Source organism: Streptomyces shenzhenensis, from assembly GCF_021462265.1.
Lineage (GTDB): Bacteria > Actinomycetota > Actinomycetes > Streptomycetales > Streptomycetaceae > Streptomyces > Streptomyces shenzhenensis.
In genome coordinates, this window is the sequence record NZ_JAJONF010000024.1 from 1 (window position 1) to 23042 (window position 23042).

Annotated in this window: 22 protein-coding genes; 8 read left to right on the forward strand and 14 right to left on the reverse strand. The window is 72.2% G+C overall.

Going from position 1 to position 23042, the window contains the following annotated elements; translation table 11 throughout:
- Nucleotides 1–1532 (forward strand): ABC transporter ATP-binding protein (locus tag LQ326_RS27535; protein WP_234541055.1); only part of this gene is annotated, 1532 nt, incomplete at its 5' end.
- Nucleotides 1533–1577: 45 nt separating this feature from the next.
- Here LQ326_RS27535 and LQ326_RS27540 read toward each other — a convergent pair.
- The 4 genes from LQ326_RS27540 to LQ326_RS27555 form a co-directional block, all read right to left on the reverse strand.
- Entirely contained in the window at nucleotides 1578–1757 is a 180-nt protein-coding gene (locus LQ326_RS27540) for a DUF8839 family protein (RefSeq protein ID WP_181808251.1), read from the reverse strand.
- A 154-nt stretch (nucleotides 1758–1911) separates the two neighbouring features.
- Nucleotides 1912–2568 carry a DUF899 domain-containing protein gene (locus LQ326_RS27545; protein ID WP_234541058.1) on the reverse strand — a complete coding sequence of 219 codons (657 nt, stop codon included), beginning with the start codon at nucleotides 2566–2568 and terminating at the stop codon, nucleotides 1912–1914.
- Between the two features lie 306 nt (nucleotides 2569–2874).
- Nucleotides 2875–4653, reverse strand: coding sequence for an FUSC family protein (locus LQ326_RS27550; RefSeq protein WP_372496975.1), 1779 nt, complete (start codon nucleotides 4651–4653; stop codon nucleotides 2875–2877).
- 619 nt (nucleotides 4654–5272) lie between these two features.
- Nucleotides 5273–6004 (reverse strand): DUF7873 family protein, encoded by a 732-nt coding sequence (locus tag LQ326_RS27555; RefSeq protein ID WP_234541062.1) that lies wholly within the window; start codon nucleotides 6002–6004, stop codon nucleotides 5273–5275.
- A gap of 289 nt (nucleotides 6005–6293) precedes the next feature.
- Here LQ326_RS27555 and LQ326_RS27560 point away from each other — a divergent pair, with 289 nt between their 5' ends.
- Complete coding sequence (locus LQ326_RS27560; RefSeq protein ID WP_234541078.1) at nucleotides 6294–6707, forward strand: RidA family protein; 414 nt, start codon at nucleotides 6294–6296, stop codon at nucleotides 6705–6707.
- Nucleotides 6704–7156 carry a GNAT family N-acetyltransferase gene (locus LQ326_RS27565; RefSeq protein WP_234541089.1) on the forward strand — a complete coding sequence of 151 codons (453 nt, stop codon included), beginning with the start codon at nucleotides 6704–6706 and terminating at the stop codon, nucleotides 7154–7156. Before LQ326_RS27560 ends, LQ326_RS27565 begins: the two co-directional genes overlap by 4 nt.
- Before the next feature lie 99 nt (nucleotides 7157–7255).
- Here LQ326_RS27565 and LQ326_RS27570 read toward each other — a convergent pair whose 3' ends face one another.
- The gene (locus LQ326_RS27570; protein WP_234541109.1) at nucleotides 7256–7984 is read right to left on the reverse strand and encodes an aspartate/glutamate racemase family protein; all 729 of its coding nucleotides are present in this window, start codon (nucleotides 7982–7984) and stop codon (nucleotides 7256–7258) included.
- Nucleotides 7985–7989: 5 nt separating this feature from the next.
- Nucleotides 7990–9471 carry an NCS1 family nucleobase:cation symporter-1 gene (locus LQ326_RS27575; RefSeq protein ID WP_234541118.1) on the reverse strand — a complete coding sequence of 494 codons (1482 nt, stop codon included), beginning with the start codon at nucleotides 9469–9471 and terminating at the stop codon, nucleotides 7990–7992.
- Nucleotides 9472–9609: 138 nt separating this feature from the next.
- Here LQ326_RS27575 and LQ326_RS27580 point away from each other — a divergent pair, with 138 nt between their 5' ends.
- Complete coding sequence (locus LQ326_RS27580) at nucleotides 9610–10299, forward strand: GntR family transcriptional regulator (RefSeq protein WP_234541120.1); 690 nt, start codon at nucleotides 9610–9612, stop codon at nucleotides 10297–10299.
- A gap of 69 nt (nucleotides 10300–10368) precedes the next feature.
- Here LQ326_RS27580 and LQ326_RS27585 read toward each other — a convergent pair whose 3' ends face one another.
- Nucleotides 10369–11079 carry a uracil-DNA glycosylase gene (locus LQ326_RS27585; RefSeq protein WP_234541132.1) on the reverse strand — a complete coding sequence of 237 codons (711 nt, stop codon included), beginning with the start codon at nucleotides 11077–11079 and terminating at the stop codon, nucleotides 10369–10371.
- 282 nt (nucleotides 11080–11361) lie between these two features.
- Between LQ326_RS27585 and LQ326_RS27590 the strand changes: the two genes are divergently transcribed.
- A complete protein-coding gene (locus LQ326_RS27590; RefSeq protein WP_234541133.1) occupies nucleotides 11362–11934 on the forward strand; it encodes an RNA-binding S4 domain-containing protein in 573 nt (190 codons plus the stop codon).
- A gap of 22 nt (nucleotides 11935–11956) precedes the next feature.
- On the opposite strand, the gene LQ326_RS27595 is transcribed toward LQ326_RS27590, so the two are convergent.
- Both LQ326_RS27595 and LQ326_RS27600 read right to left on the reverse strand, forming a co-directional pair.
- The gene (locus LQ326_RS27595) at nucleotides 11957–12637 is read right to left on the reverse strand and encodes a class I SAM-dependent methyltransferase (RefSeq protein WP_234541135.1); all 681 of its coding nucleotides are present in this window, start codon (nucleotides 12635–12637) and stop codon (nucleotides 11957–11959) included.
- A 127-nt stretch (nucleotides 12638–12764) separates the two neighbouring features.
- A complete protein-coding gene (locus tag LQ326_RS27600; protein WP_234541136.1) occupies nucleotides 12765–13679 on the reverse strand; it encodes an acyltransferase domain-containing protein in 915 nt (304 codons plus the stop codon).
- A 64-nt stretch (nucleotides 13680–13743) separates the two neighbouring features.
- On the opposite strand from LQ326_RS27600, the gene LQ326_RS27605 reads away from it, so the two are divergent.
- Nucleotides 13744–14043, forward strand: coding sequence for a DUF6343 family protein (locus LQ326_RS27605; protein WP_234541138.1), 300 nt, complete (start codon nucleotides 13744–13746; stop codon nucleotides 14041–14043).
- Between the two features lie 56 nt (nucleotides 14044–14099).
- Here the strand turns inward: LQ326_RS27605 and LQ326_RS27610 are convergent, their stop codons facing one another.
- The 4 genes from LQ326_RS27610 to rpsA form a co-directional block, all read right to left on the reverse strand.
- Nucleotides 14100–14486 (reverse strand): tetratricopeptide repeat protein, encoded by a 387-nt coding sequence (locus tag LQ326_RS27610; protein WP_234541140.1) that lies wholly within the window; start codon nucleotides 14484–14486, stop codon nucleotides 14100–14102.
- Nucleotides 14487–14536: 50 nt separating this feature from the next.
- The gene (coaE, locus tag LQ326_RS27615) at nucleotides 14537–15178 is read right to left on the reverse strand and encodes a dephospho-CoA kinase (protein ID WP_234541151.1); all 642 of its coding nucleotides are present in this window, start codon (nucleotides 15176–15178) and stop codon (nucleotides 14537–14539) included.
- Between the two features lie 171 nt (nucleotides 15179–15349).
- The gene (locus LQ326_RS27620; protein ID WP_234541153.1) at nucleotides 15350–16288 is read right to left on the reverse strand and encodes a PAC2 family protein; all 939 of its coding nucleotides are present in this window, start codon (nucleotides 16286–16288) and stop codon (nucleotides 15350–15352) included.
- A gap of 487 nt (nucleotides 16289–16775) precedes the next feature.
- Nucleotides 16776–18272: a 30S ribosomal protein S1 gene (gene rpsA / locus LQ326_RS27625; protein WP_234541156.1), complete on the reverse strand. Its 1497-nt coding sequence runs from the start codon at nucleotides 18270–18272 to the stop codon at nucleotides 16776–16778.
- 369 nt (nucleotides 18273–18641) lie between these two features.
- Between rpsA and LQ326_RS27630 the strand changes: the two genes are divergently transcribed.
- Both LQ326_RS27630 and hrpB read left to right on the forward strand, forming a co-directional pair.
- Nucleotides 18642–19490, forward strand: coding sequence for a class I SAM-dependent methyltransferase (locus tag LQ326_RS27630; protein ID WP_234541417.1), 849 nt, complete (start codon nucleotides 18642–18644; stop codon nucleotides 19488–19490).
- An 88-nt stretch (nucleotides 19491–19578) separates the two neighbouring features.
- Complete coding sequence (gene hrpB, locus LQ326_RS27635) at nucleotides 19579–22056, forward strand: ATP-dependent helicase HrpB (protein WP_234541166.1); 2478 nt, start codon at nucleotides 19579–19581, stop codon at nucleotides 22054–22056.
- On the opposite strand, the gene pgfA is transcribed toward hrpB, so the two are convergent.
- Nucleotides 22046–23038, reverse strand: coding sequence for a cell envelope lipid trafficking protein PgfA (pgfA, locus tag LQ326_RS27640; protein ID WP_234541176.1), 993 nt, complete (start codon nucleotides 23036–23038; stop codon nucleotides 22046–22048). The genes hrpB and pgfA overlap by 11 nt on opposite strands.
- Nucleotides 23039–23042 lie beyond the last annotated feature (4 nt).

Genomic DNA, 23042 nt, shown 5'->3' on the forward strand with positions numbered 1-23042 from the left:
GGGTGGCGACCGAGATGTACCTGGAGCGGGCCGCGGTCGTCGAGCTCGCCGCGATCGAGGACCACGCCTTCCACAAGCTGCTGGACACCGCGCAGTACGGCGCCTCCTCGGCCCGCCGCATGATCATGTACGGCACGCGCGTGGTGAACGCGATGATCTCGCTGATCACCGCGGCCGGCGTGCTGACCGTGCTGCACCCGGCCCTGCTCCCGCTGCTGATCACGATGACGATCCCGAGCGCCTGGGGCGCCCTGACCAACGCCCGGCGCCGCTACGAGTCGTTCCACACCTGGGTGCAGCACGCCCGCGCCGGCCACCTGATCAGCGCGCTGCTCACCGAGCCGGAGGCGGCGCCGGAGATCCGGGTGCACGGGGTCGGACCGTTCCTGCTGCGGCACTACCGGGCCATGTCGGAGACCGCGGAGGAGGAGCAGGCCCGGCTGGCCCGGCTCGCGGCCCGCACCGGTCTGATCGCGGCGGCCTGGACCGGCCTCGCCACCGTCGCCACGTACGCGACGCTGGGCGGCCTGCTGCTGAGCGGCGCGATGGCCCTGTCGGTGGCCGGTACGGCGGTGATCGCGATCCGCAGCGGCTCGACGAGCCTGAACACCCTGGTGCTGGAGATCAACACGCTGCACGAGGAGGCGCTGTTCGTGGGGGACCTGGAACGGCTGTACGTCGAGGCGGCCGAACGGGCGATCCCGGTCGGCGGCGACCCGCTCCCGGACGATCCGCGGGAGATCCGCTTCGAGAACGTCACCTTCGCCTATCCGAGCGACCACCCGGGCGACGCCGTCCGCCGTCCCGCCCTGGACGACGTCACGCTCACCCTCCCCCTCGGCCGGATCGTCGCCCTGGTCGGCGAGAACGGTTCCGGGAAGACCACCCTGGTCAAGCTGCTGGCCGGGCTGTACCAGCCGGACCGCGGCCGCATCCTGTGGGACGGCGTCGACGCGGCGCGCGCCGACCGGCAGCGGCTCGCCGAACGCATCGCCATGGTCGCCCAGGACTTCAAACGCTGGCCGTTCACCGCCAAGGTCAACGTGGCAGTCGGCCGCTCGTCGGCACCGCTCACGGACGAACGGCTGGCCGCGTCGGTCACGGAGGCGGGCGCGGAGGAGGTGGTGGAGGATCTGCCGCGCGGCCTGGACACCCTGCTGGCCCGCAACTTCAGCGGCGGGCACGAGCTGTCCGGCGGACAGTGGCAGCGGCTGGGCATCGCGCGGGCCGCCTACCGGCGCGGTCACATCCTGATCGTGGACGAGCCGACGGCCGCCCTGGACGCGCGGGCCGAACTGGAGGTCTTCGAGAAGATCCGCGCGCTGGCGGGCAACGGGCAGACCGTCGTACTGATCACCCACCGGCTGGCGTCGGTCCGCCACGCCGACCTGGTGCACGTCCTCGACCAGGGCCGGGTGGTGGAGTCGGGCACCCCCGACGAACTGCTGGCGAACGGCGGGGTCTACGCGGAGCTGTACGCGCTCCAGGCGAACCAGTTCACGGCGAAGCCACCGGTCCGCAAGGCCGGATAGCCGTCAAGGCCGCTCAGCCGTCAGGCCGCAAGCCGAAGAGGCCGACTAACTCTCGACACCGCCGGTGCCGCGCACGATGACCAGGAACGTGTCCGTGGCCAGGTCCATCACGACCTCGGCGGGCAGCCCTTCCAGCCGCCGGGCCTGCGCGAACTCCTCCGCAGGCCATGATCCTCGCGGTCCGCCTGCGGGAAAGCGTTCGAGCACGGTTCGCCCGTTCACCATCCTGCACCTCCAGAAAAGCGTCGTACTTGTAGGAGTTAACGCTCTGGAGAACACGAACGGCTCGCCCGGTGACACTACTGAGACGTAGCCGACACCCCGTCGGGGCGGACGGTGAGGGTCCGTTGACTTTCGGCCACGTTCGTGACCGGTTGTGTCAGTCCTCGTACTCGTCGTGATACCGGAGGCGGTCACTGCCCTCCGGTACCCGGCCGAGGACCGTCAGGTCGAGCAGGGAGGTGGCCGGACCGAGTCCGTCGAGGCCGCCGTCGTACACCGAATAGGTGTGGAAGACCCGGTCGCGCTCCCGCAGGAAGCAGCTGATCCCGGGCCGTTCGACCGGTTCGTCGTCCACGACGATGGTCGCCTCGAAGTCACGGTTGAAGTCGCGGATGCCGTCGCTGGGCCAGGACGAGTACCAGGGCACCGTCCAGCCCATCCGCGCCTTGAACGGCAGGATCCTGGTGAACGGCGCGCGGGAGACCACCGCGAACGAGGTGCCGCGCGCCCGCAGATGGGCGAGGTGGCCGACCTGGTCGAGGAATGCGGCGCAGCCGGGACAGCCGGCCTCCCACTCCGGAGCGAACATGTAGTGGTGGAGGACGAGTTGGGGCCGCCCTTCGAAGAGGTCCAGCAGGGTCGCCTTGCCGTCGCCGCCCTCGAAGACGTAGCCGGCGTCCACCTCGACCATGGGCAGCCGGCGCCGCTCGGCGCTGAGCGCGTCCCGCGCACGCCTGAGCGCCTCCTCCTTGCGCAGTAACTCCGCGCGCGCGACACGCCACCGCCCACGCGAGACGATCTCCGGAAGCGACATGGGCCCTCCTGGACAACGGTCGGTTCCGGGTGGTGACCGCGGGAGAGAAGAGAACTCATCGGTGCGGCCGGAGATTTCTTCCGCCCCGCCGGACGCGTCGGCGGGTCCGCGCCGCCTCTTGGCGACCGCCGTCGAAGTGCACGACCACCGGCCTCCCCGTCGACCGTCGCCCTGACCGGCGAGATCCCCGCCCTCTGGAACCGCCCGCCCCTCCCCATGACGGGGAGGGCACCTTGGGCCGCCGCCCGCGCGGCGTCCGAGGCGCGTCTCGGCGCGGAAGGCGCGCATCCGTGGTCCTGCGCCGCTTCACGCGGCGACCGGCATCCGGGGCACCACGAGCTCGAGCCGCTGCCCGGCCCGCTCCAGCTCGGCGGTCAGGTCTTCGAGTTGCCGGGTGTGCCGGGGGGTGAGCCGGCCCGTCTCGTCGAGGTGCACGGCACACGCGGTGGTGGTGTCCACCAGCCGTTCGAGTACGGCGGCCACCGCGTCCGTGCCCTCGGTGTGCCGGGCGAGGGCGGGGAGTTCGGCGGCGGCGAGGGCGATGGCGGTACGGGCCTCGGCGAGAGTGCGGTAGGCCTCGCGGCGCAGAGCCCAGCGTTCGCCGCGGTCGACGGACCCGCCCAGGACGTGGTCCAGATAGGCGTGTGCGGCCCGCCCGGCCGCCGCGAGCCGGGCCCGTACCCCGCCGCCCCGCTTCCCCGTCATCGGCAGGTGCCCGACGACGAGCACCAGCGCGCAGGCCAGCAGGGTCTCGCCGATCCGGCTGACGCAGGCCTGCGGTTCACCGCCGACCATGACCAGGGCGAGCACGAGGACGGTGACGACGGCGGTCTGGGCGCCGAAGTGCCGCGTGGACACCGGTATGACCGCCCCGCAGACGGCGACCAGCGCGATGAGCCCCTCGGGCCGGGGCAGTACGGCGGCGAGGCCGGCGAAGACAACCGCGCCGAGCACGGTTCCCGCGGCCCGGCACAGCACCCGGGAGGCGAGCGGCCCGAGGTCGGGCTTGACGAGGAAGACGGCGGTGGCGGGCAGCCAGTACCAGTGCTGGTGCTCGCCGTACCAGCGGGCGTGGTGCAGGGCCTGCGCGATGGCGGCGCCGGCCCCGAAGCAGAGGGCGACCCGCAGCCCGTACTCCCGTCCGCCGCTGCCGAGCGCGGCCCGGAGGATCTCCGTCGGGCCGCGGCGCCGGGCGGGCGGCCGCTGCTCCCCTGCCTCGGCCCGGTCGAAGAACTCGGCGGCGCGCAGCAGGGCGTCGTCGAGGGCCCGCAGAGCGGGCGCGGAGCGGGAGGGCGCGGGCAGCGGGCCGGTACCGCCGTCGCCCCGCACGGCGACGGCGAGCCGCCGGGGTCCCTCGGCCGCCCGCCCGGATACCGGCTCCCCGGCCCAGGCGAGGGCGGTGGCCGCCTCGGCCAGGGGCAGGGCGGCGGCGTACCGCGCGTGCAGCCGGCGTTCGGCGGCGGAACTCGCGTACCGCCGCAGCCGGGGGCCGGTCAGCGCGTCCTGGGCGTGATCGAGCGCGGCGGTGAGAGCGGCGCGCCGGTGGCCCGCGGCCTCGCCGCCCACCGCGTCGAGCAGGTCGGCGACGGCGTCGTACACCGCGGCGACGGCGTCCCGTTCCCCGTCGAAGCGGAAGTCACCGGCGATCGCACCCGGGGTGGGCAGGGCGAGCCGCAGCACGACCAGCCACCCGGCGCCGGCGAGGAAGGCGAGGGCCCGCTGCCAGCCCGCCTCGGCGACCGGCATCCCGGCGCCGATGGCGGCGGCGACCAGCAGCTGGGTCCCGGCCCCGGAGGCGACGGGACCGACGGCACTCGTTCCGCCGGCGACCAGCCCGAGCCCGGTGAGCAGCAGGGTGAGGGGGACGGCGGTGAGGTGCTCCCCGCCGTACGTCCCGACGAGCAGCCCCACCGCCCCGGCCGCCGCGGGTACCCCGAGCCGCCGCACGGCGGACCGCCGGCTGCCCGGCCGGTCGTTGACCCCGGCGAGCATGGCGGCGACGGCGGCGACGACACCCAGGGAGGTGCGGTGGAGCAGGACGGCCGCGAGCAGCAACGGCCCGGCGGCCAGCGCCCCTCTCGTCACCGCGCTCCAGGGCACGGGCCCGCGCTGGGCGCGCAGGGCGTGGGCGAGCCAGGGCGGCAGGACGATACGACGCGACACAGGGCTCCTGTCCGGACGAGGGCGGGGTGTGCCTTCGGGCGACGGTGGCCGGGCTGTTGGCGTGTGTGTCCACGGTAGATCGCGTTCCGGTGCGGAAAGGTACGTTCGCATTTCGCGGGTGTGACAAGTGCCCCGGAGAGCCACGTTCTTTATGAACGCAATTCCGCGCGGGCCCGATTCGGGGCGGAAGAGGAACGGGCCCGAGGGCGTAGCCTGCCCCCGGGCCCCGGAATGCCACCCATCGTCACACGCCGGCACAGTTGAGAACCCGGGTCAGTCGTGAGGTCGTCGCGTCCTTCCTTTGGACCACCACGCATCGAGCTGCGCGGGCAGGACTTGAACCTGCGTTTCGACGTACTGGGGCCCGGGCCCGGTCGATCCGGCGATCGGCGGCGAATGCTGAGTCTGGAGCGAGAGTCTGAGATTCAACGCGGCCCGCCCGATACGCACTGTGGGTACGACCGCTCTTCACGACAAGCCTCAGCTTCAGCTTTGCGCTCCTCGCGCACCCCGGCCGCAGGGGCCGGGGAGACTGGAAGGGCTATCCGAAGAGATAGCCGAACACGGCGTCCCCGACCCGCTGGTCGACGATGTCGGCGCCGTTCGCCTCCTCCCGGGCGAACTTGACGGCCTGCTGCAACTTCTCGACCCGGTCGAGGAGTCCGTTGACGCGCCGGGCGGGCAGGGCACCCGAGAACTTCACGGTGGTCCAATACCCCACCGGCACGTCCTCGTAGTACACCTCGACCTGGGCCGGATGCTTCTCGGTGGCCTCGGCCTTCACATGGTTGCGGGGCACCTTCTTGGTGCGCAGGGTCCGCACGGGCTCGGTCTTCCACGCGTCGGTCGAGGGGTCCTGCACCCACGACTCGGAGGCGTCGAGGACCGGCAGCTTCCTCACGAAAGTGCCGAGATCGACGAGCTGCTTCTCCAGGAACAGCAGATAGGCGACGGGCACGCCGGCGACCAGCACCCGTCCGTCCACCTTCACATCGGCCCTGGCCTCGCAGTTCGCCCAGTCCTTGGTGGCGGTCACGTCGAAGAGCCGCGTCAGCGTGGCCGAGGTCTCCCGCAGCACGTCCTCCGCCTTGACCTGAACCCGCGTGGACTCGGGCGGCAATTGCTCGCCCTCCTCGTCCTTCGGCTGATACGTCCGCGAGATTCCGGCCAGCAACGCGGGTTTCTGCAACCCGTGATGAGCGGCCGTCAGGTCCTGATGAGCCTTGGACTTAATGCCCTTCTCGACCGCGATGATCTGATTTAGTTTCGCCACGCGAAGGACGGTAGCAGCGCCAACTTTCCCATTCACAGCCATTTTTCGCGCAGGCCGAATATGCGGCACGAAGCCGAATAGCAGCTCGGCCTCCCCTGGGTGCGGAGTTCCGGGTGTTCCGGGTGGTGGCGGGTGCCGCGCGGCGGTCCGCCCGCTGCGGGGGCGTCGCCGGTGTGACACCGGCGCACCGGAGGGACTGCGTGACACCCCGCGCCGGAAATTCAGGTGCGGGCGCCCGGCGTGAGCGCGGATGATCGGCAGGTTGCCCGCCGTCACTCCAGGAGCCCCCGTGATCCAGCGCGTCACCGCCCCGGCTCTCTTCCCGCCGCCCGGCTACTCCCACGTCTGTGTCGTCGAGGCCGGCACGAAGCTGGCGTTCCTCGCCGGTGCCGTCCCGCTGGACGGCGAGGGCCGGCTCGTCGGGGAGGGTGACCCGCCGCTCCAGGCCGAGCAGGTGATCTCGAACCTGCGGGAGCAACTGCGTACTGTCGGCAGCGATTTGGATCATGTGCTGTCGACCGACGTGTACGTCGTGAGCAATGAGCCGGCGGTGCTGTCCAGCGTGTGGGAGGTCGTCGAGGCCTCCGGTCTCAGCGCCGGGCCGCACGCGTCGACGCTGGTCGGGGTGGCCTGCCTGGGCTACTCCGGGCAACTGGTGGAGATCACGGCCACGGCCGTCGTCCCCGAGGGGGCGCCGTCATGAACGCCGAGGTCGTACTGCGCCGCGCCGGTGGGCCGGATGCCGCCGGGGTCGCCGACGTCTGGCTGCGTTCGTTCGGCGCCGCTCTGCCCACCGTCGTCCGGCCGCGGTCGGACGACGAGGTGCGCGCGTACATCCGGGACGTCGTGGTGCCGGAGCGGGAGACGTGGGTGGCGGAGGCCGGCGGCCAGGTCGTGGGCATGATGGTGCTGGCGGGGGATCTGCTGTCGCAGTTGTACCTGGCCCCCGAGTGGCGGGGCCGCGGCGTCGGTGACCGGTTCGTCGCCCTGGCCAAGGAGCGCTCCCCGCGGCGGCTCATGCTCTGGACCTTCCAGGTCAACAAGCCCGCCCACCGCTTCTACGAGCGGCACGGCTTCGTCGCCGTCGAGCACACGGACGGAAGCGGGAACGAGGAGCGGGAGCCCGATGTGCGGTACGTGTGGCGGCCCTGAGCCGCCCGCCGTCGCCCGGGCCCTGGACACAGGGGCGGTGGCCGGCACGGTCGGGCACTCCCGCCGCCGCGGCGGCCCGCGCCCCCGCGGGCACCCGCGCTACGGCCGCCCCGGTGCGGACCCCCACACCCGTCTCTTCGCCAGAGGTTTGCGGTAGCTCCCCGCCCGGCTCGTCGTGAGTCCCAGCGTCACCAGCGACTCGGCCAGCTTCACCCCTGCGCCCACCCCGTCGACCACCGGGACCCCGAGCTTCTCCCCCACCACCCGCTGCAGCCCCGTCATCCCGGCACAGCCGAGGACCAGCACCTCGGCGCCGGCGTCCCGGACCCGCTCGGCCGCCGCGAGGAACGCGGCCTCCGTGCGCCCGGGGTCAGCGGCGAGGTCGAGGACGCCGAGGCCGGTGCCGGCGACGGCGACGCAGTTCCGGGCGACCCCGGCGGTCTCCAGACTGTCCTCGATCTGCCCGCGCGACCGGTCCAGGGTAGTGACGACGCCGTAGCGGCGGCCCAGCAGACAGGCCAGGTGGGCCGCGGCCTCGGTGATGTCGACGACGGGCACGTCCACCAACTCCCGTACGCCCTCGCGACCGTGCTCACCGAAACCGGCCAGGACCACGGCGTCGTAGGCCGGACCGTCGTATGACCTCAGCGCGTCCAGGACCGCCGCCGCGGACAGGTAGCTGTCGAGCCAGCCCTCGGCCGACTCGGGCCCCCAGTGCGGGGTGAGCCCGGTCACGGCGGTGCCCGGGCCTGCTGCGGCCCGGGCACCTCGTACGATCTCCGCGGTCATCTCCTGCGTGGTGTTGCAGTTGGTGACGACGATCCGCACGTCCTTCAGACCTCCTCGGCCACGGCGACGGGGGTGGCCGCAGAGGCGGCGGCGCGGTCACCGCGGCACAGCGTCAGATAGAGGCCCGCGGCCAGCGCCGTGCCGATGAACCAGGAGTACGGCGCCACGTCGCCGAACGTCTTCACCAGCGCGAGCACGGCCGCGACCGCCGCCGAGGGCAGGAACGCCCACAGCGCCTTCGGGTTGACCCCCTTGCGGTAGTGGTAGGGGGAGCCGGGGGCCGCGTCGAAGAGCGCCCGCGCATCCACCTTGCCGCGCTTGATCGCGTAGTAGTCGACCATGATCACGCCGAACAGCGGGCCCAGGAAGGCGCCGAGTCCGCCGAGGAAGTAGTTGACGACGGTGGGGTTCGAGAAGAGGTTCCAGGGGGTGACGACCAGCGCGGCGACCGTGCTGATCATGCCGCCGACCCGGAAGCTGATCTTCTGCGGCCAGACGTTGGCCAGGTCGTACGCCGGTGAGACGAAGTTGGCGACGATGTTGACGCCCATGGTGGCGACCGCGAAGGTCAGCGCCGCCACGATCAGGACCCAGGTGTTGCCGACCTTGGCGACCAGTTCGGCCGGGTCGGTGATGGCCTCGCCGAACACCTCCAGGGAGCCTGCCGTGACGATCACGGAGACGACCACGAAGGCCGTGGAGTTGACCGGCAGACCCCAGAAGTTGCCGCGGCGCACGGTCCGGTAGTCGGGCGCGAAGCGGGAGAAGTCGCAGAAGTTGAGCATCAGCGTGCCGTAGGTGGCGAGGATCAGGCCGATCGCGCCGAACCACTGCCGCCACTGCTCACCGGTGGAGACGGGATGCGGGGTGGAGGTGAGCGAGATGGTCCAGTGGGCCTTGGCCAGGATCCAGACCGCCAGCGCGATCATGACCAGCCAGATCGCCGGGCCGCAGAAGTCCTGGAACTTGCGGACCGACTCCATGCCCCGGCTGATGATCGCCGCCTGGACCAGCCAGAGCGAGACGAAGGAGATCCAGCCGAGCGCGTCCAGGCCGAGGAAGGAGCTCTCCGTCAGGGACTTCAGGCCGGGCCAGGCCGCCAGCAGCATCACGTTGACGGCGACGGACGCCAGATAGGTCTGGATGCCGTACCACATGATGGCGATCACGGCCCGGATGAGCGCCGGGACGTTGGCGCCCCAGACGCCGAAGCTGATCCGGCTGACCACCGGGAACGGCACGCCGTGGCGCTGGCCGATCCTGCCCATCCAGTTCATGCCGACGTAGATCAGCACGAAGCCGACGAGGAGGGAGGTGAAGACCTGCCAGACGTTCATGCCGAGGACCAGCAGGCCGGCCGCGAAGGTGTAGTTGCCGAGGTTGTGGACGTCGGACATCCACATGGCGAAGAGGTCGAAGACCTTCCAGTTCCGCTGTTCGGCGGGGGCGAGGTCTTCGTTGGTGAGCCGGGGGTCGGGGACGAACCCGGGTGCGCCGGTGGCTTCGGCGCGGTCGGCGAGGGACACGGGGCCTCCAGGGAACCAACCGGTGTACCAGCTTTTGGTATACCAAAGTGCTGTCATGGTGTTCCCGTCAAGCGTTCCGACCGATGTCCGTCCCGTTACGGCTCCGTAAAAGCCCCCCGGGTCGGCGAAAATGACCTCATGGGCTCCCCCACCACGAAGATCGAACCGTTGGGCGCGGTGCGCGAGCGTGTTCTCGCGACCCTGCGGCAGGACATCATCGAGGGGCGTCTGGGCCCCGGCGACCGGCTGGTGGAACGGGAGCTCGCCGAGCGGTTCGGAGTCTCCCGGGTGCCGGTCCGGGAGGCGATCCGCGCCCTGGTCGCCGAGGGGTTCGTGCTCTTCGAGTCGGCCCGCCGTACGGTCGTGCGCCGACTGACCCCGACCGACGTCAAGGAACTCTTCGAGCTGCGCGAGGCGTTGGAGGTGTACGCGGCCGGCCTGGCGGCGGCGCGGGCGACACCGGAGGCGCTGGCCGAGCTGCGAGAGCTGCTCGACCGGGCGGCCACCGCGACCGAGGCGGGCGACGCCGAGACCATCACCGACATCAACACCCGTTTCCACGACCGGATCCTGGCCCTGGCCAGCAACAGCCTGCTCATCTCGGTCATGGAGCCGGTCGACGGCCGCCTGCGCTGGCTCACCCGGCGCAACGAGGAGTGGCCCCAGCTCCTCACCGAGCACCGCGAGCTGTACGCCGCGATCGCCTCCGGCGACCCGGACCGCGCCCGGGCCCGCGCGCTCGGCCACGTCCAGGCCAACTACCGGTCGACGGTGCGGCACCTCTTCGGCGGCGAAGCCGGCGCCTTCGGCGAGGACACCGGCGGCTAGCCGCGAATGCCCCGCCGGCAGGAACACCGGTTCGCACAGGAGTCTCCCAGCTCCGCCGAGCCCCGCCCCTCACCCCAGCCCGGCCGCCTCCGCAGCCGTCCGCAGCACGTCGCGGAGCATCTCGGGGGTGAGGCGGCCGGTGAAGGTGTTGCGCTGGCTGACATGGAAGCAGCCGAAGAGGTCCAGGCCGTCAAGGCCGACCCGGGCGCCATGGGCGAAGACCGGACGGGGGCGGGGCACGGCCCAGCCCGCCGCCGTGAACGCCGGCAGCGCGGCCTGCCAGCCGAAGGCACCGAGCACGACGGCGGCGCGCAGCGTCGGCCGCAGCAGCGTCAGCTCCTCGACCAGCCAGTGACGGCAGGTGTCACGCTCCTCGGGGGTCGGCTTGTTGGCGGGCGGAGCGCAGTGCACGGGCGCGGTGACGCGCACGCCGTGCAGCTCCAGCCCGTCTCCGGCGCTCACCGATGTCGGCTGCGAGGCGAGCCCGATGTCGTACAGCGCCTGGTACAGCACGTCACCGGAACGGTCGCCGGTGAACATCCGCCCGGTGCGGTTGCCGCCGTGCGCGGCCGGAGCCAGGCCGACGATCAGCAGCCGGGCGTCGACGGGCCCGAAGCCGGGGACGGGCCGGCCCCAGTACGTCCAGTCGGCGAACGCCGCGCGCTTGGTACGCGCCACGTGCTCCCGCCAGGTGACCAGACGGGGACAGGCACGGCAGCCGCTGACACGCTGGTCGAGGTCGGCAAGCTGGGTGAGCTGGGTCAGGGGGGTACGGTCCACGTTTCAACGGTAGGACCGGTCCAGCGGGCGGAGGCGGGGAAAGGGGAGCCGGGACGAGGGGGAGGCGTGTTCGGAGCGGTTCGGTCGGGGTGGCGGAAGTGCGGGAGCACCCATGTCGGTCTGCGCGAAGTGCTGAGCGGCGGGCGCGGGCTGCCTGCGACTGATCGTGTCCACGCGGCGGCAGCGGCATGTCGGTGACAGCCCCGCGCCCGTTCGGAGTGCGGTGGCGGGCGCCGGCGAAACGGTTCCGTCGGTGCCGGCTCGGGGGGCTAAGGTCGGGCTATGGGTTCTGAGGACGCGGACGACGGCAGGGAGCAGGCGAGCGGCGAGGGAGCCGAGGCCTCCGGCGCCCCGGCCCCCGACCCTGCCGCTGTGGCCGCGGCCGTCGCCGCCGCCGAAGCCGCGGGGCCGGCTCCCGGTGAGAACGTGCGGATCGACAGCTGGATCTGGGCCGTGCGCCTGGTCAAGACCCGCTCCATGGGAGCCACCGCCTGCCGGGGCGGGCACGTCCAGGTGAACGGCGAGCGGGTCAAGCCCGCCCACTCCGTGCGCGTCGGCGACGAGGTGCGGCTGCGCCACGAGGGGCGGGAGCGGGTCGTCGTCGTGAAGCGGCTGATCCGCAAGCGGGTCGGTGCCCCGGTGGCCGCCGTGTGTTACATCGACAACTCCCCGCCGCCCCCGCCCCGGGAGGCCCTCGCCCCCATGGGCATCCGCGACCGCGGCACCGGCCGCCCCACCAAGCGCGACCGCCGCGAACTGGAACGACTGCGCGGCATGAGCGGGCCCGGCGGCATGAGCGGAGGCGGCATGGGCTCGGCAGGGCGCCCGGGCGGTGGCCGCCCCGGCGGACGGTGACCCGCCTGGCCGTCGCACACCCCTACGCCGACGGCACCGCCTTCACCCATGTCCCGTCCTCGGTCAGGTACTCGGTCACCGCCAGTCCCGCTTCCGCGAGTGCCTCCTCGAACTGTTCCCGGGTGAGCGGTCGGGCCAGGAAGGTCTGGGTCCAGGTCGCGTCCGGGAACTCGTACTCCGCCCGCACCGAGTTCACCCCGCCCCCGACCGGCTCGGCCGACACGAGCCGGACGGTGTAGCCGCTGAGGTCGACCCGCTCCCTCGGCACCTTCGTGTGGTAGTCCGCGCCCTCCCGCTGGATGAGCACGCAGCCGCCGTCCGCCACGTGCGCCGCGCAGGTCCGCAGCATGCCCCGGCGCACTTCCACGTCCCCGCTGTGCACCAGGAAGGACGCGAGCATCACGACGTCGAACTTCTCGCCCAGGTCGAGCCCTTCGATGGTGCTGCGTATCGTGCGCGCCCCGCGCACGCGCTCCAGCATCTCCGCCGACTCGTCCACCGCCGTGACCGTGAACCCGCGCTCCACGAGCGGGTGCGTCATGCGTCCCACACCGCTGCCGAGCTCCAGGATGCGGGCGCCGGCCGGGACCGCCGCCTCGATGATGTCCGGCTCGGCGCCCGCGGTCAGCCGCGAGTAGAGCTCGACCGCGCAGCCGTCCGGGGTGATCGCCCCCGGCCCCGTCCCCTCATACCCTTCACGCATTTCAACTGTCATGCCCGAACAACGGCCCGTCGCCGCACCGCGGTTCCAGCATCTCGACGGTTCACTCGTTCGAGCAGTTCGAAAGCCGGACGGGAACTTTCCGACGGCAAACCGCAGTTGACGGCTGTCACCGGTCCCACGGGAACCATCCGTGCCCGACGTACCAGTGGCCGCCCGCCCGCAGGTGGTCACCGACCACCCGCTCCACCGGCGTCCGCCGGGGCAGGTCCGGTACCGGCAGGTCCGGGTCGCCGAAGACGAATCCGACCGGTGTGGTGTCGGCCGGCTCCGGATCCTCCCATCCGGGCCGGAACCGCTCCTGGAAGCGGACGATGTTGGAGCCCGCCGGCAGGTGTTGTCGCAGCTGCGGATCGAGCAGCCAGGAGTGGCAGGTCGCGACGGCGTGGGGCTCCTCGGGAAAGTGCCGGGCGAAGAACTCCCGGGCGTGGTCCAGCGAGCGGTCGCAGGCGAGGGGGGTGAGCGGCCCGCGGAAGTCGGGGATGTGCAGGTCCAGGGAGGGCTCGCCGCCGGTCACCTCGATGCCGGCCGCCCTGATCGCCTGTGCCGTGCGCTCGCCGAGCCCGGTCCGCTCGTACTGCAGGCGTCCCAGCTGGTAGAGGCGGCCGCAGAAGTGGCGGGTGAGCCAGTGGCTCTGGCGCGTTCCCAGCCCACCGCCGCCGAACCGTCTGCGATGCAGTGCCATGCCACGGCCGAGGTCGGCGAGTGTGTGGCGGGAGACGTCGTCGGGAATGCCGCGCGCCCGGTGCACCGCGCGGACGTGCGGCACCGCCGCCAGGAAGACGTACACGAGGAAGTAGTCGCCCAGCGCGGCCGGAGCCTGGGCGGCCCGGTCACCGAGCCCGGCCGGGTCGTCCACCTCCCGCACGGCACCGGTCACGTCCTCGGCGCCCTCTTCCAGCAGCCGCCGCAGCCCGGGATCGGCGGCCACGGTCCGCCGCAGTGCCACCACCTCGTTGATGTCCTCGTGCGGCACGGCGAGGTCGAGGAGCAGGTCGGGCAGGTCGTCGGCGTCCGGCAGCACGGCGGGGTCCCCCTTGGTGAAAGTCCGCTCGAAGAGTACGTTGCATGAAGGAGCGGTGATCCTGATGCGTACAGGCAGTGAACCGGTGACCGCCCGCAGTGCGTTGCGGGCACGGTTGTGGCTGAGCGTGTGGGGGCTGGCCTGGGCGGTCTTCGGCACGGTGCTGTTCGCGCTGCTCGGCCGGCCCGGGTGGGCGGCCGCCTGCGGGGTGGTGTGGCTGGTGGCCGCCGTCGACATGGTCGTGATCATCAGGCACATCCGGCAGGGCCCGCACTTTCAGCCGGGCCGGGACGTGCCGCCGTACCGGCCCGTGGACATCGGCCCGCCACCGTACCGGCGCCCGCCGCGGCACCGTCACTCGTGAGGGAGCGTCCACGCACGCGGCACCGCCTCACGCGCCATGGCTCTTGCGGCGCCGGCTCACGCGCCGCTGTCGAAGCGGGCCGCCTTCAGGTACTCCGGGTTCGGGTCCAGGGCGGCCGCCAGCCGGAAGTGGCGTATCGCGAGGCCGGCGCGGCCTTGGCGCTCGTAGGTGCGGCCGAGCGCGAAGTGGGCGAACGCGTTGTCGGGTTCGCGCTCCAGGACGATGGTGAACTCCAGCTCGGCGGGGCGCAGCTGCGCGGCGGCGAAGAAGGCACGCGCGCGCAGCAGCCGGGCCGCGGTGTTCTCGGGGTGGGCGGCGATGACTCCGTCGAGCAGTTTCACCGCGCCCCGCGGGTCCCGTGCGTTGAGCAGTTGCTCGGCGGCACGGAAGTCGATGACATGCGTCTCCGGAGTACGTCCGGTCGAACCGCTGGTCTCGGGCACGGCGAAGTCCTTCCCTCACTGACGCGGTTCAACGCCCGGACGGGTGCCCGCTATTTCGAAGACGCATTCCGCTCGTCGGAACCGGCCGCCCGGGCCCGGCGCACCAGATCGGTCCACACCTCCCCGACGCGCCGGCGGAGCGCGTCCAGGGGAACGTCGTTGTCGATGACGATGTCCGCGATCGCCAGGCGTTTCTCACGCGTCGCCTGCGCCGCCATGCGTGCGCGGGCGTCCTCCTCCGTCATCCCGCGCAGCCGGGTCAGCCGGTCCAGCTGGGTCTCGGGAGCGGCGTCCACGACGATCACGAGGTCGTAGAGCGGGGCGAGGCCGTTCTCCGTGAGGAGCGGGACGTCGTGGACCACCACGGCGTCGGCGGCGGCGGCGGCGGCCGCACTCTCCAGCTCGCGGGAGCGGGCTCCGACGAGGGGGTGCACGATCGAGTTCAGTACGGCGAGTCTCTCGGGGTCGGCGAAGACGATCGAGCCGAGCTTCGGCCGGTCCAGGCTGCCGTCGGCGGCCAGCACCTCCGGACCGAAGGCCTCGGCCACGGCGGCCAGACCGGGGGTCCCGGGCGCGACGACCTCACGCGCGATGCGGTCCGCGTCGATCAGCACCGCGCCGTGCCCGACGAGCAGCCGCGACACCTCGCTCTTGCCGGCGCCGATCCCGCCGGTGAGGCCAACTTTCAGCATGCCCCGAAGCCTAGGCCCTGCCACTGACACCGTCCCTCCGGGGCCCGGCCCCGCGCCCCGCCGGCTGCGCGACGCCCTCGGCCAGGGGCTCGGCGCCCCGGGCCAAGGGTCCGCACCCCCGCCGGGGCTTGCCGTCCGGGCCGGTGCGGGCCGGGTGCGGGAGGCAGGGCCTCAGTTGTCGCCCTCCCGCTCCGCGAGGAAGCGCTCGAACTCAAGGCCGATCTCGTCCGCCGACGGGATCTCCACCGGCTCGGCCAGCATGTTCCCCCGGGTCTCGGCGCCCGCGGCCGCGTCGTACTGGTGCTCGAGACCCTGTACGAGGGCGGTCAGCTCCTCGTCGCCCTCCTGGATCTGGCTGTCGATCTCGGTCTGGGTACGGTGCGCGTCCGTGCGCAGGGCGTGCGCGATGCTCGGCAGGACCAGGCCGGTGGCGCCCGTGACGGCCTCCAGGACGGTCAGGGCGGCGTCCGGGTAGGGCGAGCGGGCGATGTAGTGCGGCACGTGCGCGGCGACGCCCAGGACGTCGTGGCCGGCCTCCATGAGGCGGAACTCGAGCAGCGCCTCGGCGCTGCCGGGCACCTGGGCCTCCTCGAAGGGGCTGCGGTGTCCGGGGACCAGGTCGGTGCGGTTGCCATGCGGGGTGAGGCCCACGGGGCGGGTGTGCGGGACGCCCATGGGAATGCCGTGGAAGTTCACGGACAGGCGGACCCCGAGCCGCTCCACGATCTGCCGTACGGCCGCGGCGAAGCGCTCCCACTCGACGTCGGGCTCGGGGCCGGACAGCAGCAGGAACGGCGCGCCAGTGGCGTCCTGGACCAGCCGGACCTCGATGCCGGGCTCCTCGTACTCGGTCCAGCGGTCCCGCTTGAAGGTCAGCAGCGGGCGCCGGGCCCGGTAGTCCACGAGCCGGTCGTGGTCGAAGCGGGCGACAGTCTGGTGGGGCAGCGAGTCGAGGAGCCGGTCGACGATCTGGTCGCCGGTCTCACCCGCGTCGATGTATCCGTCGAAGTGGTAGAGCATGACAAGACCGGCCGACTCCTGGGCCAGCGCCATGTCGACGACTGCCAGGCCCTTCGGCTCCCATGCGTACAAACCCTGCGGATCAAGCACAGTGACCGCTCCTCCTCGTGTCCGTACGGGTCAACGCGGCACTGGCCACAGGCATTCCCGCCGACACGCGGAACAGGTGTCGTGCCAGGCGGCCTCCAGGCGGGGGTCCGACGCCAGTGGCTGGGAGAAGGAGGAGGCCCCTTCGGTGCGGTACTTGTCGCCGGGGATCCGCACGCCGGCGGCGACGGCGCGCTGTTCACGCTGGGCCGGGGTGGGCCTGGCGTAGGAGCCGGCGTCGTCGCCCTGGCGTCCTGAGGCTGTGCCATGACGGATCCCCTTCCGGTGACCCGTTTCCGCGCACGGGACTTCGCAGCGGACGGCACGGCCGGCTCCCCCCAGGGGCGCGGGGAACTGCGCGATGAGCCACAGCGAGCCCGCGCACGCACACAAACACGCGCCCCGAAAAACACCGAGGGGCCGTACCTCGAAAGGTACGGCCCCTCAGTTATCACTAAGCCCAGCTATCACTAAGCCCAGCGGCGAGCGATCAGCTCTGGCCACCCGCGAGCTTCTCGCGAAGCGCGGCCAGCGCCTCGTCCGAGGCCAGCGCACCGGAGGTGTCGGCGCCCTCGGAGGAGTACGAACCACCGCCCGCGGCCGGAGCCGCACCCGCGGCGTCGCCGCCTTCGGCAGCGGCAGCGGCGTCGGCCTCGCGGCTCTTGATGACCTGCTGCTGGTGCTGCTCGAAGCGCTGCTGCGCCTCGGCGTACTGGTGCTCCCACTCCTCGCGCTGCTTCTCGTACCCCTCGAGCCAGTCGTTGGTCTCGGGGTCGAAGCCCTCGGGGTAGATGTAGTTGCCCTGGTCGTCGTAGGACGCGGCCATGCCGTACAGGGTCGGGTCGAACTCGACCGACGCCGGGTCGGTACCGAAGGACTCGTTGGCCTGCTTCAGGGACAGCGAGATCCGGCGACGCTCCAGATCGATGTCGATGACCTTGACGAAGATCTCGTCGTTGACCTGGACGACCTGCTCCGGGATCTCCACGTGGCGCTCGGCCAGTTCGGAGATGTGGACCAGACCCTCGATGCCCTCGTCGACGCGGACGAACGCACCGAACGGAACCAGCTTCGTGACCTTGCCGGGCACGACCTGGCCGATCTGGTGGGTGCGGGCGAACTGCTGCCACGGGTCTTCCTGGGTCGCCTTCAGCGACAGGGAGACGCGCTCGCGGTCCATGTCGACGTCGAGGACCTCGACGGTGACCTCCTGGCCGACCTCGACGACCTCGGAGGGGTGGTCGATGTGCTTCCAGGACAGCTCGGAGACGTGGACCAGACCGTCGACGCCACCCAGGTCCACGAAGGCACCGAAGTTGACGATCGAGGAGACCACACCGGAACGGACCTGACCCTTCTGGAGGGTCGTGAGGAACGTCTGGCGGACCTCGGACTGGGTCTGCTCCAGCCAGGCACGGCGGGACAGGACCACGTTGTTGCGGTTCTTGTCCAGCTCGATGATCTTGGCCTCGAGCTCCTTGCCGACGTACGGCTGGAGATCGCGCACGCGGCGCATCTCGACCAGGGAGGCCGGGAGGAAGCCGCGGAGGCCGATGTCGAGGATGAGACCACCCTTGACGACCTCGATGACGGTACCGGTGACGATGCCGTCCTCTTCCTTGATCTTCTCGATGGTGCCCCAGGCACGCTCGTACTGGGCGCGCTTCTTCGAGAGGATCAGGCGGCCTTCCTTGTCCTCCTTCTGGAGGACAAGGGCCTCGATCTCGTCACCTACGGCGACGACCTCGTTCGGGTCGACGTCGTGCTTGATCGAGAGTTCGCGGCTCGGGATGACACCTTCGGTCTTGTAACCGATGTCGAGCAGGACCTCGTCCCGGTCGACCTTCACGATGACGCCGTCGACGATGTCGCCGTCGTTGAAGTACTTGATCGTCTCGTCGATCGCGGCGAGGAAGGCTTCCTCGTTACCGATGTCGTTGACCGCTACCTGCGGGGTGGTGGCGGTGGTCTCGGTGCTGCTCGTCATGTGGGAAAGGGCTCCGGTACGGACATTGAAGTCGTAGGTACTGCTTGCGCCAGGAGCCCGTTTCGCTCTGATGAAGCCGGACAGCCAAGGAAGCGACACCCAGAACAACTGGTGACGCCTCGAAAACCGAGGGGACATACAACAGATGCGAGCGCAGCCTGCTACGTCTGAGGTGCGCAGGCCCGCAGCGCAACTTGTAGCATACGGGGGCAGCCGGGCAGGGTCAATGCGCGAAGGCGCACACCCGGGGCGGATCGCCGCATACCCGGCACAAGAAACGTCCCACCAGGCCATGCACGCCCGGGAGACCCCCTCCGTGACACACACCCCTGACGGGTTGCACGGAAGAGTACGACGAGGGAGCCGATCATCCAAGAGCCCGATTCGTTCGACCATGAAGAGGCCGGTTCGACGACCGGCACCGAGGCCGAACCCGAAGCCACCCGGCGTGCCGCCGGGGCCGTGGAGAGCAGCCGGGCCAACCGCGGCTGGTGGGACCGCAACGCCGACGAGTACCAGATCGAGCACGGCACGTTCCTCGGCGACGACCGTTTCGTGTGGGGCCCCGAGGGCCTCGACGAGGTGGAGGCGGAGCTGCTCGGCCCGCTGGAGGAGCTGAAGGGCAAGGACGTCCTGGAGATCGGCGCCGGCGCGGCGCAGTGCTCGCGCTGGCTGGCCGTCCAGGGCGCCCGGCCGGTCGCGCTGGACCTCTCGCACCGCCAGCTCCAGCACGCGCTGCGCATCGGCGGATCGTTTCCTCTGGTGTGCGCCGACGCGGGCGCGCTGCCCTTCGCGGACGCCGCCTTCGACCTGGCGTGCTCGGCGTACGGCGCGCTGCCCTTCGTCGCCGATCCGCGCCAGGTGCTGCGCGAGGTGCGGCGGGTGCTGCGGCCCGGCGGCCGGTTCGTCTTCTCGGTGACGCATCCGATCCGCTGGGCGTTCCCCGACGAGCCCGGCCCCGAAGGGCTCTCGGTCTCCGCCTCCTACTTCGACCGGACGCCGTACGTCGAGCAGGACGAGGACGGCCACGCGGTGTACGTCGAGCACCACCGCACGCTCGGCGACCGGGTCCGGGACATCGCCTCCTCGGGTTTCCGCCTCGTCGACCTCGTGGAGCCGGAGTGGCCGGTCTGGAACACCTCCGAGTGGGGCGGCTGGTCCCCGCTGCGGGGCGGTCTCATCCCGGGCACGGCGATCTTCGTGTGCGAGCGCGACTGAGCGTCCGGCGGGTCAGGACGTCCTGGACGTTCTGAGGGAACGCACGCGCGCGTGCGAGGCGGTTCCGGTCGCGTACGACACTGGGTGCGTGATCCGTTACGACGCCCTGGACGCGCTGCCCGTGCGGCAGGCCCTGCCCGGTCTGCGCGACGCCCTGGAGCGGCACGGCACCGCCGTGCTGGTGGCACCGCCCGGCACCGGCAAGACGACGCTGGTGCCGTTGGCGCTGGCCGGGCTGCTGGGCGACGGGCCCGCGCGGCGTGTGGTGGTGGCCGAGCCGCGCCGGATCGCCGCCCGTGCGGCGGCCCGCCGGATGGCCTGGCTGCTCGGCGAGCAGGTCGGGCGGAGCGTCGGCTACACCGTGCGCGGCGAGCGGGTCGTGGGACGGCACGCGCGCGTGGAGGTCGTCACGACCGGCGTGCTGTTGCAGCGTCTGCAGCGCGACCAGGAACTGTCCGACGTCGACGTCGTGATCCTCGACGAGTGCCACGAGCGTCATCTGGACGCCGACACGGTGGCGGCCTTCCTCTGGGACGTACGGGAGACCCTGCGGCCGGAGCTGCGCCTGGTGGCGGCGTCGGCGACGACGGACGCGCAGGGGTGGGCGCGGCTGCTGGGCGGGGCGCCGGTGGTCGAGGCGGCCGGTGTCGCCCACCCCGTGGAGGTGGTGTGGGCGCCGCCGGTACGGCCGGTACGGCCACCGCACGGGATGCGCGTCGACCCGGCGCTGCTGGCGCACGTGGTGTCGGTGGTGCGGCGGGCCCTGGCCGAACGGGACGGGGACGTGCTGTGCTTCCTGCCGGGCGTGGGCGAGATCGCGCGCGTGGCGGGCCGGTTGGGTGACCTCGGGGACGTGGAGGTGCTCCAGGTGCACGGCCGGGCACCGGCGTCCGTCCAGGACGCGGTGCTGGCGCCCGGGGTACGGCGCCGGGTGGTGCTGGCCACGGCGGTGGCCGAGTCCTCGCTCACCGTCCCCGGGGTACGGGCGGTCGTCGACGCGGGACTCGCGCGGGAGCCGCGGGTGGACCACGCGCGCGGGCTGAGCGCGCTGGCCACGGTGCGGGCGTCCCGCGCGGCCGGGCGGCAGCGGGCGGGGCGGGCCGGGCGTGAGGCGCCGGGGGCCGTGTACCGCTGCTGGTCCGAGGCCGAGGACGCCCGCCTGACGGCCTTTCCGGCCCCGGAGATCAGGGTGGCCGATCTGACCGCGTTCGCCCTCCAGGCGGCCTGCTGGGGCGATCCGGAGGCCGCGGGACTGGCGCTGCTGGACCCTCCGCCGGCCGGGGCGATGGCGGCTGCGCGGGAGGTGCTGACGGCGATCGGTGCGGTCGACTCCGCCGGCCGGGCGACGGAACGAGGCGTGCGGCTGGCCCGGCTGGGGGTGCATCCACGGCTGGGCCGGGCGCTGCTGGACGCCCCGGGCGAGGCCGCCGAGGTGGTCGCGCTGCTGAGCGAGGAGGCTCCGCGGGAGTACGGGGACGATCTCGCGGCCGCGCTGCGCACCGCCCGGCGGGGCGGTGACGTCTACGCCGGGCGGTGGCTCGCGGAGGTACGGCGACTGCGGGCGGACACCGAGGGCGCGTCGGTGGACGGCGTCGACGACCGCGCCGTGGGACGCGTCGCCGCCCTCGCCTTCCCCGAGCGTGTCGCCAGGGCCGACGGAGGTTCGTACCTCATGGCTTCCGGCACCCGGGCCGAGCTCGGTGCCGGCAGCCCGCTGCGCGGCGCCCCGTGGATCGCGGTGGCCGTCGCGGACCGGCCCGTCGGCAGCGGGCACGCGCGCGTGCGGCTCGCCGCCGTGGTGGACGAGGACACGGCCAGGTCGGCGGCGGCCACGCTGTACGCCGAGGACCAGGAGGTCCGCTGGGCCGGCGGGGACGTGGTCGCGCGGCGCGTGGAACGGCTCGGGGCGATCGAGCTCACGGTGCGGCCGTGGCCGGACGCCGGCCCGGCCCTCGTACGCGACGCGCTGCTCGACGGGCTGCGGCGCGAAGGGCTCGGCCTGTTGCGGTGGACGCCCGACGCCGCCGCGCTGCGGCAGCGGCTCGCCTTTGTCCGCCTGCGTGTCGGGGAGCCCTGGCCGGACGTGTCCGACGACGCGCTGCACGCGCGCGTGGACGACTGGCTGGAGCCGGAGCTCGGCCGGGCCCGGCGGCGGGCCGATCTCGGGCGGATCGACGCCGGGGAGGGGCTGCGCCGGCTGCTGCCGTGGGCGAGCGGGGAGGCGGGGCGGCTGGACGAGTTGGCGCCGGAACGGATCGTCGTGCCCAGTGGGTCGCGGATCCGGGTCGACTACGGCAATCCGGAGCAGCCCGTGCTCGCCGTGAAACTGCAGGAGATGTTCGGGTTGCAGGAGTCGCCCGTCGTGGCCGGGGTGCCGGTGCTGGTACATCTGCTGTCGCCGGCCGGGCGGCCCGCCGCCGTCACCGCCGATCTCGCCTCGTTCTGGAAGGACGGCTACCGGGGCGTACGGGCCGAGCTGCGCGGGCGGTACCCGAAGCATCCCTGGCCGGAGGATCCCGCCACCGCCGAGCCCACCCGGCACACCAACGCGCGGCTCAGGCGCTGACCGGTTCCGGAACCCGGGTGTCGACCGGTGCCGGGTCGCCGGGACGGCGGCCGCGGGCCTCCAGGTAGAGGGAGAGGGCGAGCAGCGCGACGCCGAGGGACAGGAACCCCCAGGGGAGATAGGAGGTCAGCATCAGGACGATCGTGCGGTTGTGCTTGACCAGGGCGACCGTGTGCTCGATGTAGTCCTCGCGCATCTTCACGTCACCGGCGAAAGCCGTCACCTTGGCCCGGCCGCCCAGCAGGGTGCCGCCGCGCAGTTCCTCCTTGTGGGTCTCCTCGCCGTAGACGGGTGCCCCGGTGACGGGTTCGACCCAGAACCTGCGGACCGTGGTGTACCAGCGGGTGGTGCCGGTCTTGGCGACCGACTCGGGGGTGATGCCCTGCACCGGCATCTTCTTCGGCATGGGGACCTTGGTCCAAGGGACGGTCTGCTCGAAGTAGTACACCTTGACGCCCCGGAACGTCCGCGTCCCCTTGTAGTGGATGGGATTGGTGGTGCGGCTCTGCGCGTCGAAGTACTCGTAGTCCCGTTTCTCGGTCAGGAACGGGAACTTGAACTCGATGCCGTCCCGTTTCACCGGGTCGCCGTCGACCATCTCGCCGGTCGCGTGCACGGGTTCCTGGCTGTGCGCGTCGAAGATGTAGCGCTCGGGGATCTCGGAGACCATCTTGCCGTCGGGTCCCTGTACGTAGGACAGGCCGTCCCAGACGACGACGTCCCGGCCGGCCGTCCTCTCGATCTTGTTCGCGGCCGCCACGTCGCCCTTGAGGGTCTGCACGATGGTGATCTGCGGGACCTTCCTCGCCTTCATGGTGCCGTAGTCGAGGAGCGTGGCGTTCTTCGCCACCAGGACCACGTCCTGGTACTGGTTCGGCGGGATCTTGGCGAGCCGCGGGAAGGCGTACCAGCGCAGCAGCGGGGACAGCGTCGCGAAGAACACGGCACAGGCGAGCAGGACCAGACTGGCCTTGCGGCGCATCTCG